The organism is Paenibacillus baekrokdamisoli (assembly GCF_003945345.1).
GTDB lineage: Bacteria > Bacillota > Bacilli > Paenibacillales > Paenibacillaceae > Paenibacillus_Z > Paenibacillus_Z baekrokdamisoli.
Genome location: NZ_AP019308.1, coordinates 5122920 through 5140902, shown reverse-complemented (window position 1 = coordinate 5140902; position 17983 = coordinate 5122920). Strand labels below are relative to the sequence as shown.

Here is a 17983-nt window from a genome sequence, read left to right as displayed (position 1 = left end):
GATTGCCGATCATTCGGTGGTCTTCTTTCTTTTGTTTCCTATAGCGCATATCTCAAAATTGTAGAGGAATGCATGAATGAAGAGGAAACAGAATATCCGTATCAATTATCTATTTCTAAGTTCAGTGCCGTTGATCTCGATACGATCTATAAAGTAACAACCGATTTGATTAGGACAGCTATGAAAGTCGGTGGGAACTATGATGGCTGGGAAACTCCAATCGTAAAAAGAGGAGACAACTCCAATTAATATGGGGGCATGATAGGTGCCAGATCTTTTGGAATTTCAATCTTTTATTTTATTGTTTTGTTTTGCTATACTAAATTAAGAACACATGTTCCATATTTGCTTTGTAAGTAAAGGAGCTTCTTAATGAAGAAAGAAACAAGACTGCCGTTCGAACTCGAAGTAAGGATGCGTCATTATTCAGTTCCTGGAATCGGAATTGCTGTGTTCCATCAGGGTCAAATGGAATACCGTGAGGGTTACGGGGTAATGGAAGCTGAAACGGAACAGAAAGTTTCAGCGGATAGTCTCTTCCATGCATGCTCAATAAGCAAAATGATCACTGCTATTGGCATACTTCGTCTAGTTCAAGAAGGTGTACTAGACCTAGATGAGGATGTCAACCGCTATTTAGTCTCATGGCGTATTCCAGACAATCCATACACAGAGTTAAAGAAGGTGACACTGCGCAGTTTGTTGGCACATCAGGCAGGCTTCGTTGATCCCAAGGGCAGTTTTGACGTCTATCAAAAGCAGGACTCATTCCCAACTCCAAAAGAGTTACTTTCCGGACAAACTAGGTACATCTCGCAGCCTATTCAAGTTACATGCGTACCGGAGAGTCAATTTTCATACTCAGATGCTGGCTATAGTGTTGTAGAGCAGCTTATTGAGGATGTAACGGGAGAGTCTTTTGCCACTGTTATGGAACGACTTGTCATGGCACCCTTAGGTTTAAGTCGAACATTTTTCTGGGATGGCTCTATTCAATATGGGGCAGGAGAGACTGATTTCAAGGCAAGAGAGGGAGCTGTGGCAGGGCATAATAAATTAGGTCGTATTGTAGAAGGGAAGCGAGCTCATTATCCCAATTTGTCCGGGGCCGGTTTATGGTCTACACCGACAGAACTAGCAATACTAACGAATGAGGTCATTAAAGCTTGGAATGGCGATACTACTTCTATTCTGCAGCCAGATATAGCCCGGATGATGCTTACAGGCTATGGGTGCAATAAAACAGTAGGCCTGGGAGTCTTTCTCCCAAAAGCTGATGATGGAGAACCCTATCTGGTCTCCAAAGGATGGGGAGTTGGTTTTCAGTGTATGCTGGCTGCATACCCTCGCCTACAAAGTGGTATTGTAGTGATGACCAATTCTGAACCGGGTAAACCACAAGAAGAGGCTTTGGTTGGTGAGGTCATTCAGGCATACTGTACACAATACAAATGGCCAGGGTTTCTCGATAATGCATAAAGATTATCGAGGAACCTCTAACCATGTTTAGTATCTAAAGTCGATTCTTTTAAATCCGATCGCCGCGAAGAGTACCCATTCTTCCATTGAACCATTCTCCGACAATCAAATCCCCGTCTTCATTCGAAACAGCTGTTACTTGCTTACATCCTCTACCTAACCCATCAAAAATATGAAGATAAGTCTTTATATCGTCTATAACTATCCGAGTCGAAGCAATTATTTATGTGCCTCGACTTGCTTGGAACCTCCGGGCAATAAAGGGGCTTTATCTCTATGACTCTTGACTTGGTCAACCCTTAACTTAAAGGAATATAAATAAGTACTAGCTAATTTAGGTAGTGACTATGGTGTAGGAGGCCAATATATGGGGATAATGTGCAGCTCAGAAATCAACATTGAAGTTCGGGTTAATTCCACTCGAAATTTATCCGCAAACGATCTTGGTTTAACCCAGGGAGAAGTTGTACGCATATGCTTTTCGGATGATGAAAGAATTGCAAGGTGTCAATCTACGAAAAGATCCATCTCCATCTCAGGTATCTGCTGTGGGAACACAACCGTGACTGCTAATGTTGTGGGGGGAGCAGAAGCACGATTTATATGTGTCAGAGTTAATGTCAGATAAAGGGGGTCTTAATCCGCTTGTAGGAGGAATTTGCAATTGGCGGCAAAGAGAGACAAGTGGAGACAATATCAAACGCTGAAAGACTCGATTCAACTAGCCGAATATCTGCCCGAGACTCAGATGCTAAACAATGAAACGTTAAGAATGTTACAGCTAAAATATAAAGATGTGGTGCTTAAACCTTGCAATGGAAGCTTCGGTAGAGGTGTGATTTTATTATCGGATAAAGGAAAAAGTCGGTTTGACATCCATGTCAAAAAGCGAATAGTAACCGTGCAAGGCCGAAAGCAACTCTACGCTCGCATAAAGAAGGAAACTGGCCAACGTAAATACGTGGTCCAACGCCGAATACGATTGGCTCAAATCGACGGCCATCCATTCGACATTCGTGTTATGGTGCAACGCAAACAAGATTCGGCGTGGCAAGTTACGGGAACATATGCTAAGGTGGCGACGAAGGGTTATTTTATTACGAATGTATCTAGCCGTATCCTGCCTGTCTCAACAGCGCTTAAGCAATCTGAGATTCCCTCCGAGAATTTACTCGCCGAAATCGAAGAGGTCGCAATAAGAGCGGTCGAACGATTAAGTCGAGGGAATCCCACGCTTACAAAAGTAGGTTTTGATTTCGGCATAGATAGCAGTAGAGCAATCTGGATCATTGAAGCAAACTATAAACCGATGATTCTCCCATTCCGGTTTTTGGAGGATCAGTCGATGTATCGCACTATCATGTCGTATATAAGGGTAACACCCGAATGATAAATATCTTTCCAAAGGGATTCCGATAGCCAGAGCAGTATTTTAACTTCGACACAAAAGATGTGGAAACGTGCACCGAATGCTAAAGCAAAATGGAGCCAATACCGGGAATGTTAATGATTTTGATGGCATACGAGGATTTTCACTAATAGACCCTGACGGAAATCGGTATGGAGTCGTAAGTTAAAAAGTTTCGTTGTAAAGGGATCGGCGTATTGAGAATGAAGAGCAAGTTCACCGTTGAATCAAAGTAAAGTCAACAAGAGAGCCGCCCAGTATTGCTGGCAGTGGCTCTTTTTATGATACATGGGGTATCATCACTTTCTATCTTGCGGTAAGGCAAAATAATCGTAAATATTTGTAATAAAGTGAATGAAATATTAAAATGCAGCATGCTATACTTGAATAAGTAGAAAAGGGAATCTCTCTAATCCTTTTCATATCAACTTATACGAGGAGCTACCAACATGAGTGCAATACGAAGAAGAGCTTTAAGAGCTTTGTCCAGTTTGATCGCACTAACATTAATATTCTCCAGTTTTAGCGGAATGGTCTTTGCAATTGCGGTGGATGGTACTGCAGCAGAGGCAATAAGTCAGCCCATTTCAAATTTCGATTATTCGGGGGGCAATGCCAAAACGTTTACTATCGGTGATGGATCCGGACATACGGCAACCATTACTCTGGATAAGAGCCTGAATAGTATCCAGGAAGTTGTGGATACAATAAATGCTTCACTGCTTGCAGATACAGGTAACGAAATAACTGCCACCGAGATATCTTCTACAAATACGTTTAGACTTACGTCCAGTGTAATTGGGAAGCACAGTCTTATCACCATCTCTGGTTCAGACGCAGCCGGCTTTTTTGCCAAAGCGCAGTACAATGGTACAGCTACTGATGCTGAAAGCGTTGCAGAAACCAAAGAAATTTTAGCTCCCTTATACGATGCAGATGATAGTTTAGGGTGGGTAACCGGCAACATGAGACTTCCAGTTTCCGATGTAAATGGAACCTCGATTTCTTGGTCTTCTGATAATACTGACTTTATTGAAAATAATGGTATAGTCAAAAGACCGACCAATAACACGATCGTAACTCTCACAGCTACGATTACCAAGGGTTCAGCTTCAGGTACGCAAACGTTTGCTGTTACTGTAATTGGAACTAAGCCTACTGTGGTTATAACAGATTCCGAAGCCGTAGCTAATACAGCAGCAGGCTTGACTCCCATATATGATACAGATGAATCAGAAGGTTATGTTAAAGGGCGCATATTACTCCGACTGTTGGATGAAATAAATGGAACCATCATTTCTTGGTCTTCAAGTAATCCAGCTATTATTACTACTACTATTACTACTACTGATGGCATTACTACTCCTGCTGGAACTGTTATCAGACAATCAGCCACTACGCCTGTCACTTTGACAGCTACGGTTACCAAAAACGGAAAATCCAAAGAAGTATCGTTTACTGTTTCTGTAATCGGTATTGATTCAGAACGTATAAACACAGAAAAAGCAGCGCTCTATCCAACCTATGCTAGCGGCGACTCAGAATCTTCGGTGACGCAAGATCTACAGCTTCCTCCCGGTACTCCTAATGATGTATCGATTAAATGGGGCTCTTCTAACACAACGTATCTTGGTACTGATGGCAAGGTGACACGTCCTAATTTTGCTGATGGTCCGGCCGATGTTGTTTTGACAGCCACTCTTACGAAAGGTGCTGCTGTTGACACGAAATCTTTTCATATTAAAATTTTGCCAAAGGCCGAGACTGACCTTGAAGCTGTTACATACGCTAAAAGCCATATCGTAGTGGGGTATGCAGCGGGTGACTCCGTTAGTCACGTAACGGGTAATCTGACTCTGGACACTAACGGTGCACACGGTTCAGCCGTTACCTGGTCTTCGAATAATCCTACAGTCATTTCAAATGCGGGAGTGGTTAATAGACCTACAGGTGCAGATGCAGTTGTTACTTTGACAGCTACTGTTACGAAGGGTGTAGAAAAGGATACAGCTGCATTTACTTTGACTGTTAAGGGCATAGAGCCCACAGTTATTCCAGTTTACACACCACCGACTCCCGCTTTTGAAATGACAAGTGCAACAAAATCGTTAATTGAATCACTAGGCACTAGCTTTATAGTAGCTCCTGTAGAAACTTCTACCAATAGCACAGGAGATACCATAACTAAAGTTAAACAAGCGGATCTCCTTAAACAAATGAATAGTACCGATGCCAAAGCTGTTATTATTCCTGTAGCAAATACGAAGGGTAAATCTGTTGTTTCTTTGACACCTGGACTTCTTGCTGATTTGAAACAGAAAGATGTACAGTCGAAAGTAGTGATTCAAAGCAATGGTGTAACCTATGAGATCCCTGCTGCATTGGCTGATACATCTGCTATAGTGAAAGCTCTTGGACTTTCGGATGCAGTCGCTAAGGATGCAGAACTTCAAATATCCATTGAAATCGTACCTTCAGCTACTGTGCAGGAACAGATTACGAATGCGGGTGGCACCCTTGTTGCTTCTGTCGTAAGCTTTTCTATTTCAGTTGTAACTCCGAATAAGACCTATGATTTCAATGATTTCCGAGGAACTTATATCAACCGTTCATTTAATTTGAATAAATCCGTAGATTCGACGAATGCCGTAGGCGTCGTCATTAATTCGGATGGTTCTGTAACACCTGTACCTACTATTTTCACTACAATTGATGGTAAGTCGGTAGCAACTCTTAAAGCAGATCACAACTCCACTTATACAATCATTGAGCACACTAGCACACTTTCTGACATTGGCACCTCTTGGGCAAAAGACAAAATCAAGATTTTGGCTAACAAAAAGATTATCAATGGATATGAAGATGGTACGTTCAAGCCAAATGGTGATGTAACTCGTGCAGAATTTGCCTTTATAATTGCGAAGGGTCTGGGCTTGAATGCTGATTCTAGCGCAATAAAGTTCTCAGATGTTAGCAAAGAGGCATGGTATGCTGGTGTTGTAGGTGCAATGTCTTCCCGTGGATTTATCAGCGGTTACGTAGACGGTAGCTTTAAAGCTGACCAAAAAATCACCCGTGAAGAAGAAGCTATTATTCTCGGCCGTGTGCTTACTTATCTGAATAAAGATGTGAAACCGAGCCTATCCGTTCTTGATAAATTCCGTGATCGTACTTCTATTTCTGAATATGCTAAATCTTCTGTTGCAGCACTTGTTGAACTTAAAATTATTAACGGCAATACCCAAGGGAACTTAGATCCGCAAGGTTTTGCTACACGTGCAGAAACTGCAACAATGATTTACAATCTTCTCAGTCTTATGAAGTTCCTCAATTAATAAGACAGCTAAGACAAACAAGGGCTAGGCGAGGAAGGTAGAAAAGAGAAGCGGCATTTCCCACATAATGTGCGGGTGCCGCTTCTTTATTTGCGTCAGTTCATTCAGCAGTCTGGGCGCTATTTCGAGGCTTCTACTCCCAAATCGCGTGGCGGCAGAATTATAGCTCAAAGATGTATGACTCGCCGGGTGGAGAGATCGTATTGAAAAAAACGAACAGAAAAATTTCACAGCTGCTATAATGATAGAAAAATTATACAGTATTGGGGATAACATATGTATAGACCGCTGAGGCTCGTTCTTGCTCTTTTGATTTTAATAGGAGCAGCAAGTTTTCCAGGTACGGCATTCAGTAAAGAGGCTGCAAACCCGACAGTACAGCTATTCGAGGATGGGCTTCCAATTAATATGCAGCCAAGGCCGATTGTCGATTACGGCGATGTTTACTTGCCCGCCAGAGCTGTGTTTAGCTACATGGGTTACAAAGTCATTTGGAGTGAAGATAAAATTCTGTTATTCGAGAAGGATAAAAAACCCCAAATCGGGATGGAGTCCTATTCGATTTCTACTGTAAACTATGAAGGGGATTATGGTCGTTCCCTCATAAAGAATAATAGACTGTATATCTCGCTTCATTATTTTAATGAGCTGACACCTTGGCTGGGAAGTTGGAATCAAAACAAGCAAACGGTAACGCTTCACCGTACGCGGCTTATCGAAGCATTAAGTGTACCGGAGATGACGACGGTTGAGATTCAAGAAGCCAAAGAACAGCAGGTGTTTAAAGAATTCAATGATTCGCATCAATATGCACCGAATGAATATCTTTTCTTTAGCAGCGGGGAAGACCAGGTTACATTTCTGATAAATATGCCTGCATTCAAATACGCTGAATATACTGACCTTATTCGTCACTCCACCGTCCTGACCTCTGCATCGCGCCAACCAGTAGCTGCTAAGTTGGAAGTTTATGAGAGTGGAAATTATATTCATTTCACTTTGCAAAACGCACCGCGCGAGGATTTAGTTATTCGACTTCAAGCAGAAGGGTTAACCAAGGAATTTACACTCCGGTACGCCGACATATTCACTTATGATCTCAATTCTGCGACTGATCCTTCGGTGCCGATTTATTTTCATAATAGTGATTTGGACCGTAAAGCTCTGAAAGGAAAAGTGCAGCAATATTCAATTGTTTTTTCCGATTCAGTCAATCGAGGAAAAGTAGAAAAGGTTTTACATGACCAATTAGGAAAGAATCCGCATTACGTGGAATGGAAGAGCGATAAGGAGCTTCAAATTCGTGTAAAGGCACAAGAAGATTACAAGATCGATCTAACGAATATCGATCGTAATGGCCGTCATATTAGCAATTGGTGGAATTATTTGATCGTTCATGTTAAGGATGAGGCTGCCCAATACGACATTTTTGATTCCAGAACCGGTCAGTTCAAACCGTTATTCACAAGCATGGCTGAATATTCGAGCTTAATACCTTCCCCAGATGGCAATTATTTTATTGGGAAAGAAGAGGTGTATGATGAGGAGAGTACTAGTATTCTCACGCTTGTTGATCGACAGGGCCATGCAACCGAATTATCTTATATGGAATTTGGTTGGTTGGCAGACACTTCATCTCTCCTGTATATGGATTATAGTAACAATAAACTGCATGCTTTTGACTTGAAACATCATTTGGATCAAGTAATTTGGAGTCCTCAGCATGATCAACAACATTTATCACTCTTTTTGGTTAACCCATACAAAAGTCAGGCTATTATTGCTATTACTGAAGAGAATTCGAAAAAAGTCATGGCAGTGGATCTCTCAAACGATACAATGGGTAAACAAACGGAATTGCCGATAGCATTATTTGATCAAACACATGTCTCCTTCATCGATGCGGATACTTTGCTTGTTCAGTCTAATAGCGGTACCAACAACAACGGGTATCTATTGGATATAAAAACGGGTCTTCAAACGAAGCTGGATTTACAGCAACTGAATATGGATTCCGTTATAGGATACGGATGGTTGCTTGTCTATCCGAACGACGGTCCTAAGGATCGTCACGTAAATAGCTTCGAGCTATTGAACGTGCATACAGGCAAGCGGATCAAACTTATGGGGCATGAAGGCTCTGTATATATGGCAGTGGCTCTGTCGCCGGATAAAGTATGGATGGATAAGTATAATTGGATAACGAATAATCATGAGTATTTCACTGTTAATTTAAAGGATGGAAGCCGAACAAAGCAGACGATCCCTGAAAACGCAGAATGGGTAGGTAATGGTGATGGTCTTCTTTATTATCAATTAAGAGAGATAGAGTGAAGAACATTTTTTCACGATCATTGCAGCTTAAAAATAGCCCTCAATTACGGAAATACCATTCTCAATCCTCACCTTACTTTGAGTTAAAAAATCCTGTGTCCATTCATCAAGGTTGGACATATCTAGACTGCGGTACATGCCAGTATAAACAATAATCTCCCGAAGTCTTAGGAAGAGAGGGATTCGTTTCAACCAATCATTCGAGATCGTGTTTTCCTTCATGTATCCCCTCATGAAATGCTCCATAAAAAGCTGACATTGCTGTTTACGCTCTTCGATACTATCATCACCATACACGTAGACCATGTAATAGAGCTGAATGGCAAGATCCTCAACATACCAACTATATTGACCCTCATCAAAATCAAACAAAGTTATAGCACCATCGTTCACCATAAAGTTGCCAACATTGATATCACCATGAATGAGGCCGTATGATTCATTGTCTCGAGGGAGATTCTCTATACTTTTGATAAGGCCTTTATAGCTTCCCATGACCAAAGTCTGTGCAGGCGGGATGAAATGAGCTGCGTTTAATAAATAGTAGTTTTGATTCCATTCATGCCTTCTATGAACAGGTTTATAAGCCTTAGTAAGTTTATGTATTTGACCGGTAAGCCTGCCGCAGTTCTCAAACAGATCCACGTCATGCAAGCACTCGGGATAATTCGATCGGATCCCGGGGGCTTTCTCAAATGAGGTAACAATGAAAAATGAGCTGCCGCAATGAACAATCTCGAGCAGACAGCTTTGGGCAGAATAGATCGGTCTTGAAACTGCTACGCCATGGTCTGACAAGTAAAGAATCCATTCTAGCTCGCCTTCTACTCTTTCAGTTGTACGTAGGGAACTGTGGGTGAATCGTAGAATATATGCTTTATTATTCCTCTTATATTCATAAACAAAGTTTTGAAAGCCACCGATGAATTGCAGTTCTTCTTGTTTTACTCTGAATTTTCGACAGGCTTCTTTAACGATATCATCATTAAAAGCAGCTTTAACAGTACTGTCCATTCTTCTCCTCCATTCTTAAGATTAACTAAGGGCTGGATTTCCTTTGTTCACTTGGTTTTTATTGACAGGCATTCATCTCCAATAGTATAATTTACATTATTCCTACTTGTTAAGTTTGTTTTAAAGATTGAACATAGTGAACGTACAAATATGATTTAAGGAGACTAAACAATGGCTGTTCAAACCTTCAAAGCGACTGCACATTTACAAGATGGAGTTAAAGTTATCACTAACTCCAGACAATTTGAGTTAATTATTGATGAGCCAAAGAGTTTGGGTGGAACGGATACTGGGATGAATCCGGTCGAAGTTCTACTTGCTTCATTAGGCGCATGTCAGTCGATTGTTGCCAGAGTCTATGCACCTAAGTTTGAGGTAAAACTTGACGATTTCCGCGTTGAGGTTGAAGGCGATCTTGACCTTGATGGATTTTTCAACAAATCCGATGTCCGTCCTGGTTACTCCGATATCCGGTATACGTTCATAATCAAAACCGACTCACCGAAAGAGAAGGTTGAAGAATTTGTACGATTCTTGGAGAGCAAATGCCCGGTGGGAGATACAATTGCAAACCCGGTTAATGTTAAATTAGATCGTATCATTATCGAGAATTAAATTCTAATTCTATTCCTCCATATGCTAAAACACAAAGAGGTCGCATCTCATGTGGCCTCTTTGCTGTTCAACTTTCAGAAGAACGAGATTGTTTCTTCTGATGTAATTCGGACACGATTTGCTGCAATGTTGTAACCATTCTAGTTCTAATTATTCTAGTTCTAGTGGAAGTGTTAGTCAACTAAACAGAGGATTTATGTATCCGCTTGCAGAACTAGAGTATGGCGGGCATCATGCTCAGTAGTACCGGAGGATAACACTATACCATAGGAGTGGATCAATCAGATGAGTAATCCAATATATGACCGCCTGCTACCAGCTCCCGTTAAGGGTGGGTACTATGAAGAAGATCATTATATTTGGTGCGGATCATGCGTTCGAGGAGAAGATGGACGCTACCATTTATTTGCCTCGCGTTGGAAAAAGGAATTAGGCTTTGGCTTGAATTGGTTGTTTAATTGCGAGATTGTCAGAGCTTCCAGCACAACGCCCGAGGGTCCTTATCAATTTGAAGAGGTGGTGCTGGGACGGCGGGAACGTACTTACTTTGACGGCATGAATCAGCATAACCCCCATGTCCGACACTGGAATGGCATGTATTATCTATATTATATGGGCACGACCTTCGGAGGTCCGATTCCTGGGCCGGGAGATTCGGTCTCCCCTGAGCGCGGGACAGAGGTATGGAATAACAAGCGGATCGGCCTGGCGACATCCAAATCCATCTTTGGCCCATGGGAGCGTATAGATACTCCTTTACTGGAACCTCGTATCGGGAAATGGGACTGTACAGTGACGACGAATCCTACGGTTGCCATCTTAGCCGATGGTACAACCTACATGATATACAAATCGAGGGAATATGCCGGTTCAACGCTGCAATTAGGGGTTGCAGTGGCTGACAATCCGGCTGGACCGTTTCGCCGATTGTCCGATGAGCCAATACTGAACTTTGCCGACCCGGACATGCATGTCGAGGACCCCTATTTATGGCATGACGGTTCACAGTTCCATCTGTTAATTAAGGATGATTATAAAAATGATTGTGCTGGATTGACGGGTGAATGGGGAGCTGGTGTATATGCAACAAGCCCAGATTGCCTTAATTGGACGATACATCCGGATCCAAAAGCCTATTCTCGAACCGTCAAATGGGATGACGGCACCATGAAAGAAATGTGCAATCTGGAAAGACCCTTTTTATTAATTCAGGATGGCGAGCCCACGCATTTGTTTGCTGCTACCGGCACCGGAGAAAAAGCATGGGAATTCGACCATACTTGGAATATGGTGATTCCTCTTGCTATCAAATAACGTTCTGAGTTCCTTCTTCAGCTTTTATGAGTAAGTGATGCATCATATAGCCTCCACCTTGGGTTCAGGGTGGGGGTTTACTTTTGTTCCAGAGTAGGTTCCACTGGAAGCGCGTTGTTAATGGCCCTGAGTGGAAGAACCTCGTGTATGAGGCAGTGAACAAGCAGTTCAGCGGCTATCAGTTTATAGTCTTGTTCCAGCAGCCGGTGGCGCTCACGCTTTCCCACAAAGTTCCTCAGGACGGTTGACAGTGAGAATCTTATATTATATTATTGATAATGATTATCAATATCAATATAAATATCAATAAATTTTATTTAATAGAGGAGTTAATGAAGATACCATGTTTAAGAGAAAATCAAGCTTTATTGTAGTTGCTCTTATGATTGTACTAGCTGTAATTGTGACTGGATGCGGTGCATCTAATACCGCAACTACCAATAAAGCACCTGAGAAATCAGGAGAAGCAAATCAACAAACACCAGCGAAAGATGCAGCAGCAACAGATACTGAAGCCTTCGCCCAGCAATTCCGCAGTTATAAGACTGACAAGGGAACCGTTGAAATTCCAGTCAAGCCGCTTAGAATAGTTACAGATTGTAGTGGGTGTTGAACCGACTGCCTTCGACAATCCATTCATCAAGGATTTGCTTAAAGGTGCGAAGGATGTGGGAGCATCCGTTGATCCCGAGAAAGCGTTGGCTCTAAAGCCTGATTTGATAATCGTCATGTACGATACGAACTATGATGCTTTGTCCAAAATTGCTCCCACTCTTTTGATCCCCTACGGAACAGCCACTAATATTTATGAAACCGTGAGATTGTTCGGAGACATAGTAGGAGCGAAGGATAAGGCGGAGGAGTTTCTAGCGAATTTCGATAAGAAGGCTCTTGAAGGTCGAGAGAAGCTAAAGGGTATAATTGACGAGAACGCTACTGTTGGTATTTATGAGCTTACTGACAAAGGTGAACTGTGGATCTTCGGAGACAATGCTGGTCGGGGTGGACAAGCGCTCTATAACGCATTAAAGCTGAAAATGCCTGATAAGTTAAAGACAACAAATCAAACAACCCAGATATCGCTAGAGATATCGCTAGAGTTATTGCCTGATTACGCTGCCGATTATATGTTCCTGACAACTTACGATCCAGAGAAAAAGGGTGACAAGCTCAAACAACTGAAAGAGTCTGGAATCTGGAAAAATGTAAAAACCGTTAAAAACAACAACGTCTTTTTTAATGATTTTGACACCTTCTATCGTTATGATCCGATTGCTATTACGTCACAAATCGATTTGTTCGTTGACATGCTAATCAAGCGAAGCGAAGAGAATAAGAAGTAAATTGTCGAGTGAAAGGCCTAGAACCCTCTACTACGAGGATTCCAGGCCTTTGCTGTTGTTTATAGTGATTAGATATTCTAAACATGCTCCCATTCTTTAATGAGCGGATCTAATTCCTCTGTTGTTCTAATTATAAATGCGGTTACGGATTCCACTGTTATGTATAGAGGTTGAATGTGAGGATTATTGTTGTCATCTCTTAACCATTGAATCGTTCTATCTCTATACAGACTGATTTCGTTATCATCAAGCAAATCTGCAATTGAATACGCTCTAGATTCATTTAATAAAGAAAGTATTTTCCCCGTCCATTCTTCCTTTTTATAAAGGTCACAATCAATCTGGCATACCTCGAGATTATATCTGTCTTTTATAGGTTCATGGCTAGCAATCGACTGTTTTATTTTCCTCGTGTAATCTTCCCATACCGTTTCGGTCCATCTTAAATCAGTGTATACATGGGTGATATACCCTAAGACAAATTCCTTCCAGCCCTTCTCATCTGATTGATTCAGGTTTGCTGCACAAAAATTGCTGAACGTAAGTAGGGTGGGCATCGAACCATCCGCGTTACCTAAATGGGTTCTATTCTTATCTTCCCTTGTTGCCTGTTCTCGCACGTGTATGGCATCGGGAGCAAGGCTCCCAAGTATAAATTCAGGGGAAGGCTCATGCTTATAAAGTCGTTCTACTATTGCAAAATGCACCATCGGCCAAGGCAAAAGAAATCACTCCGTTATGTTTTTTTTACAATAGTACATGCCCGCATTCCAGACAAAACGTATATATTTTCTCCAATCCGATGGACACTTTCTTGTTTAATGGCATACAATATTTCCAAAAAATTCAAGTTAAATATAGCATGATACATGCCCGCTAGACAAGGTAGAGTTGTGGTCCTTACTGGAATTATGGGGGTGGGCGTTTGACACAAGCAGAAGCTGGGCCTTACTGGCATGCACGTATAGCTGAGAAGATTAGTAAGAAGAGGAAGCCTTTCAAGGATAACTATGTTATATTTTAATCAATAAATGTCTAGGAGGGATTACTATGTTGGTTGTTACGACTGAGAATATTTCGGGATATCGCATTGATCGCGTGTTGGGGCACGCATTTGGAGTTGTGGTCAGAAGCCGCGGACTCGGAGGTAATATTACAGCTTCTATTCGCAGTGTATTCGGAGGAGAGATCAAGGAGTATACAGAAATGATTGAGGATGCGCGCAAGACGGCGATCGATCGTATGACTCAGAATGCTCATGCCATGGGCGCTAATGCAATCGTGATGATGCGCTTTGATTCCGGTGAAATTGGTCAGACGATGTCGGAGATCGTTGCTTACGGGACAGCAGTTTTTGTTGAAAAGGTGTAGGATATGTCCGTAATCGTGGGCATATACTTCATCCTCTTTCCGTTAATCGCAATAGTATCGGTTATTGTCACAATCATTTATCGTCGTGGTCGCCTTAAGCAGCTTACAGCTGAACCACCCTTCGATTTTCAGAAAACCGATGAAATTTGTATTGATCCAACGACTGGGATCCGGCAGCAGGTCTGGTTTAACCCGGTTAACGGGGAGCGATATTATCAGAACATTGATGACCATAAATAAATAATAATTATTCGAGGCCGATAACCCCCTTGCAGGAGGTTGTCGGCTTTTTGTATTGCCCCAATGGGGAATGTATACCATGGACAAAGGCTTAGCATGCATTGAAGCAGGTAAATAATTTCTTTAGAAAGGAAACCATTGACAATATTGAACCTATGGTTATAAAATAACCATAGGTTAGTAACCATTGGTTATGTAAAAGTTTAGTAAGAGAGAGGTTGGTTGATTGTATGAACATGCAGCGAACAGGACTCACTGATTCGGTTTCAATATGGAGACGTTTGGTTTCTCGGAAGGCTTTCAGAATTATTGTAGCGCTCCTTCTTTTCTTAGTCGTATTTCTATATATCCTCCTTCCCTTTGTGCTCGATCGTCTCGATGGGACGGCTAAACCACTTGGTATTCTTCCCAATAGTGTCTCTTTGAAAGGGCAGGAAGTGCTGCCAACGCGCTTCTTGCAGCGTCCGGATGGTAAGATCGCCTTTGATGACAGCGGCACACCCGGTCCCCTTGTTATTTGTGTCCCTTCTATGGGGGATTTGCGTCAGGAGTATCGTTACCTTACCCCACAGTTGGCTGCTGCTGGTTATCGTGTTGTTACAATGGATGTGCGTGGGCATGGGGAATCAAGTGTGGGTTGGTCAGACTACTCGGCTGCTGCCGTCGGATCTGATATCCTTGCACTCGCTGCTGAGCTGAATGCGGGGTCGGCTTATATCATTGGCACTTCAATGGCCGGAGGCGCAGCTGTCTGGGCTGCAGCGGAAGCACCGAATTTAATCGCGGGTCAGGTGCTTATCGATGCATTTGTTCGTGACCACCCGTCGACGTTTATGGATAAGCTTATAATTAAATTAGGTTCTGGCGGGCCTTGGGGGCAGTCGGTATGGAGTATGTACTATAAAACCCTATATCCAACCAAGCCTCCTGTAGATATCTCAACTTATATCGGTGCGCTTAAGGCTAATTTACGTGAATCAGGGCGCTTCACTGCTCTGAAGAAGATGCTAGCTGGTTCTCAAGCTGCGACAGAAGCGCGCATCAATTCGGTGAAGGCACCCACTCTGATCATTATGGGGACGAAGGATCCAGACTTCCCGAAGCCTGAGGAAGAGGTGGCATGGCTGAAGGAGCATCTGCATGGTGATTTACTCATGGTTGAAGGCGCGGGTCATTACCCTCATGCCGAAATGCCGGAGCAAGTTGGACCGGCAATCATTGCTTTTCTGAAGGGGCATCACTAATCCTCTGCAGCGGATATAGGATAAGCGGATATAGGATCAGTTGCACAATTACATATTCGTGCTATAATGGCCTTAATTGTGAATTTCTAGGAGGTATCCAATTTAGACATCATGTGGTCCTAATTCCGAGTCAATCATGAATTCGATATGATGACAGAGATGCTCTGCCTGCGTGCGGAGCGGAATAGGATAATTATGTCTAAAGGAGGATACTCCTTTTTCGTTGAGATGTGGGAAGGAACGCTCTACTCCGTCAAGGACACGTAGGCCGTTCTTACTTTTTCACTAGCTGCTACTTATTAAGCTATCGGCCAACGAATGACATGCCTCTTTGCCAATCCCTTGGCAACTTAAAGAGGTATATTATTTCTAATTTCCGCATTCCAATGCCGCAGGTGAAGCCTGCGGTTTTTTTGTTGTCTTCGAATGTCGACGCCCCCCTTGCAGCTTGTAAAATAAACGCAAAGTGGTGATTGTATGACATTAATAAGCGCTCGCAGCCTTACAAAAGGCTTTGGCGATCTATCCGTTCTGAAGAATATTGATGTGGATATCGCAAGTGGAGAACGAATGGGTCTGGTAGGTAGGAATGGAGCGGGAAAGACGACATTTGCTAATATTATTTCTGGCAGCTTGCAGCCTGATGGAGGTAGTCTTACCTATCACCGGCAGCAGTTAAGAATTGGTTATCTGCTGCAATCCACCTCCTACACGGTTCAGGCGTTTTCCAGTATGGTCACTACAAGTGACGAAGAAACGGTGAAAGATCAGCTGCTGGAGCTGACCAGTCATCTTGGATTGAAAAAGGTTCAGGAATGGAATTCAGACCGTTTGGATGGATTAAGCGGTGGGGAGAAAACGAAGCTAGCGATTGCCCATATCTGGGCATCCAAACCGGATATTCTCCTCCTAGATGAACCTACGAATCAGTTGGATATCGAAGGTGTGGAGTGGCTGATTAAGGAACTAGACACCTATAGCGGCACGACAATTATTATTTCTCACGATCGTTATTTTCTCGATCACACGGTGAAACGAATTATCGAGCTTGATGATGGCGCTTTGAGCAGCTACCCGGGGAACTATACGTTCTATCGTGAGGAAAAAGCCAGAAGGCACCAAAGCCAGATCCATCAGTATGCGGAGCAGCAGAAATACGAGCAAAAGATTGAAGCAGAGATCGATCGGCTGAAGAACTGGTCGAACAAGGCGCACCGTGAAGCCGGAAAGGTCGGCAAGATGGCAGAAATGCGGGGCGTCAAAGAGTTTTACAGAAGCAAGGCGAAGGCAATGGATAAACAAATCAAATCTCGCATCCATCGACTAGAGAAAATTGAAATGGAAGGTGTAGAGAAGCCCAAAGAAGAAGCAAGGGTCCGATTTGAGTGGGATCGTCCTCAGAAGCGCGGTAGGCGTATTGTAGAAGCCGAGCGGATTAGTAAGGCCTACGGAGACAGAGTGCTTTTCCGTGACAGCTCCTTTTATGTTCAGCGGGGGGAGAAAATCGGATTAATTGGACCTAATGGCTGCGGTAAGACAACGCTTATACGGATGATTATGGGACAGCAGACTGTGGATTCGGGGCAAATGTGGGTAAGTCCTGCTGCTGCGATCTCTTACTTGACGCAAGATGTCACGGATTTGGCTGCGGAGCGAACCGTTCTGGATCTTATTCAGGAGACCCAGGTTATTCGAAGTCAATTTGTTGAGGCTCGTAATTTACTTGCGAATATGGGTTTCACTGACACCATGCTGAAGAAGCCGATCAAACAGTTGAGCCTTGGAGAGAGAACCAGGGTGAAGCTTGCTCAATTAATGCTGCAGAAGCAGGACCTGCTCATTCTTGATGAGCCGACCAATCATCTGGATCTGGCAAGCCGAGAACAGCTTGAGAAGACATTGGCTTCTTACAGCGGAACGCTGATGGTTGTATCGCATGATAGGTATTTCCTTGAGAAAATATGCAGCAAGCTGCTCATATTCACGAACGATAGGATTCAAAAAGTCGAGAGCGGCTTCAAGGAGATTATGGAGAAAGAGGCTCAGAAGAAAGCGGCGCTGAAGGGCAGCAAGGAGCAGCAGCATGACCAGCAGCAACAGAAGATGATTATAGAGAACCGTCTGGCCTATTTAATTGGCGAAATAAGCAGGTACTCACCTGGCGATTCCCAGTATGAGGTGTTAGATCTGGAGTTTAAGCTGCTAATGGGGCAGAAGAAGCAGCTATTCAAGCAGTAAGTCGTTCATGCCTCCGGCATGGGTAATAGATCATCGGAGTCCATAGGG

General features: G+C 42.9%; 14 protein-coding genes and 1 pseudogene. 13 read left to right on the top strand and 2 right to left on the bottom strand.

Annotated features, from left to right (window positions below; translation table 11 throughout):
- Positions 1-72 precede the first annotated feature (72 nt).
- From EKN16_RS22580 to EKN16_RS22560, 5 genes are all read left to right on the top strand, one after another.
- On the top strand, positions 73-249 hold the full coding sequence (locus EKN16_RS22580; protein ID WP_125662518.1) for a ribonuclease E inhibitor RraB: 177 nt from the start codon (positions 73-75) through the stop codon (positions 247-249).
- A 123-nt stretch (positions 250-372) separates the two neighbouring features.
- Complete coding sequence (locus EKN16_RS22575) at positions 373-1479, top strand: serine hydrolase domain-containing protein (protein ID WP_125662515.1); 1107 nt, start codon at positions 373-375, stop codon at positions 1477-1479.
- Positions 1480-2143: 664 nt separating this feature from the next.
- A complete protein-coding gene (locus EKN16_RS22570; RefSeq protein WP_164522949.1) occupies positions 2144-2869 on the top strand; it encodes a YheC/YheD family protein in 726 nt (241 codons plus the stop codon).
- A gap of 467 nt (positions 2870-3336) precedes the next feature.
- Positions 3337-6222, top strand: a complete 2886-nt coding sequence (locus EKN16_RS22565) for an S-layer homology domain-containing protein (RefSeq protein ID WP_125662508.1) — start codon at positions 3337-3339, stop codon at positions 6220-6222.
- Positions 6223-6498: 276 nt separating this feature from the next.
- Complete coding sequence (locus EKN16_RS22560) at positions 6499-8556, top strand: stalk domain-containing protein (protein WP_125662506.1); 2058 nt, start codon at positions 6499-6501, stop codon at positions 8554-8556.
- Between the two features lie 27 nt (positions 8557-8583).
- Here EKN16_RS22560 and EKN16_RS22555 read toward each other — a convergent pair whose 3' ends face one another.
- The gene (locus EKN16_RS22555; RefSeq protein ID WP_125662503.1) at positions 8584-9570 is read right to left on the bottom strand and encodes a phosphotransferase enzyme family protein; all 987 of its coding nucleotides are present in this window, start codon (positions 9568-9570) and stop codon (positions 8584-8586) included.
- A gap of 171 nt (positions 9571-9741) precedes the next feature.
- Here EKN16_RS22555 and EKN16_RS22550 point away from each other — a divergent pair, with 171 nt between their 5' ends.
- The 4 genes and pseudogenes from EKN16_RS22550 to EKN16_RS22540 all read left to right on the top strand — a co-directional run bounded on the left by EKN16_RS22550 (position 9742) and on the right by EKN16_RS22540 (position 12842).
- Positions 9742-10185: an OsmC family protein gene (locus EKN16_RS22550; RefSeq protein WP_125662500.1), complete on the top strand. Its 444-nt coding sequence runs from the start codon at positions 9742-9744 to the stop codon at positions 10183-10185.
- 285 nt (positions 10186-10470) lie between these two features.
- On the top strand, positions 10471-11499 hold the full coding sequence (locus EKN16_RS22545; RefSeq protein ID WP_125662496.1) for a glycoside hydrolase family protein: 1029 nt from the start codon (positions 10471-10473) through the stop codon (positions 11497-11499).
- An 83-nt stretch (positions 11500-11582) separates the two neighbouring features.
- Positions 11583-11747, top strand: a complete 165-nt coding sequence (locus EKN16_RS32425; protein WP_164522948.1) for a hypothetical protein — start codon at positions 11583-11585, stop codon at positions 11745-11747.
- 95 nt (positions 11748-11842) lie between these two features.
- Positions 11843-12842, top strand: a pseudogene (locus EKN16_RS22540) (ABC transporter substrate-binding protein).
- 77 nt (positions 12843-12919) lie between these two features.
- Here the strand turns inward: EKN16_RS22540 and EKN16_RS22535 are convergent.
- Positions 12920-13552, bottom strand: coding sequence for a hypothetical protein (locus EKN16_RS22535; protein ID WP_232015942.1), 633 nt, complete (start codon positions 13550-13552; stop codon positions 12920-12922).
- A 340-nt stretch (positions 13553-13892) separates the two neighbouring features.
- On the opposite strand from EKN16_RS22535, the gene EKN16_RS22530 reads away from it, so the two are divergent.
- The 4 genes from EKN16_RS22530 to abc-f all read left to right on the top strand — a co-directional run bounded on the left by EKN16_RS22530 (position 13893) and on the right by abc-f (position 17935).
- Positions 13893-14213, top strand: coding sequence for a heavy metal-binding domain-containing protein (locus EKN16_RS22530; RefSeq protein WP_125662490.1), 321 nt, complete (start codon positions 13893-13895; stop codon positions 14211-14213).
- Positions 14214-14216: 3 nt separating this feature from the next.
- On the top strand, positions 14217-14453 hold the full coding sequence (locus EKN16_RS22525; protein WP_125662487.1) for a hypothetical protein: 237 nt from the start codon (positions 14217-14219) through the stop codon (positions 14451-14453).
- A gap of 236 nt (positions 14454-14689) precedes the next feature.
- On the top strand, positions 14690-15697 hold the full coding sequence (locus tag EKN16_RS22520) for an alpha/beta fold hydrolase (protein WP_232015940.1): 1008 nt from the start codon (positions 14690-14692) through the stop codon (positions 15695-15697).
- Between the two features lie 477 nt (positions 15698-16174).
- Positions 16175-17935 carry a ribosomal protection-like ABC-F family protein gene (abc-f, locus tag EKN16_RS22515; protein WP_125662480.1) on the top strand — a complete coding sequence of 587 codons (1761 nt, stop codon included), beginning with the start codon at positions 16175-16177 and terminating at the stop codon, positions 17933-17935.
- The last annotated feature ends 48 nt before the right edge of the window (positions 17936-17983 follow it).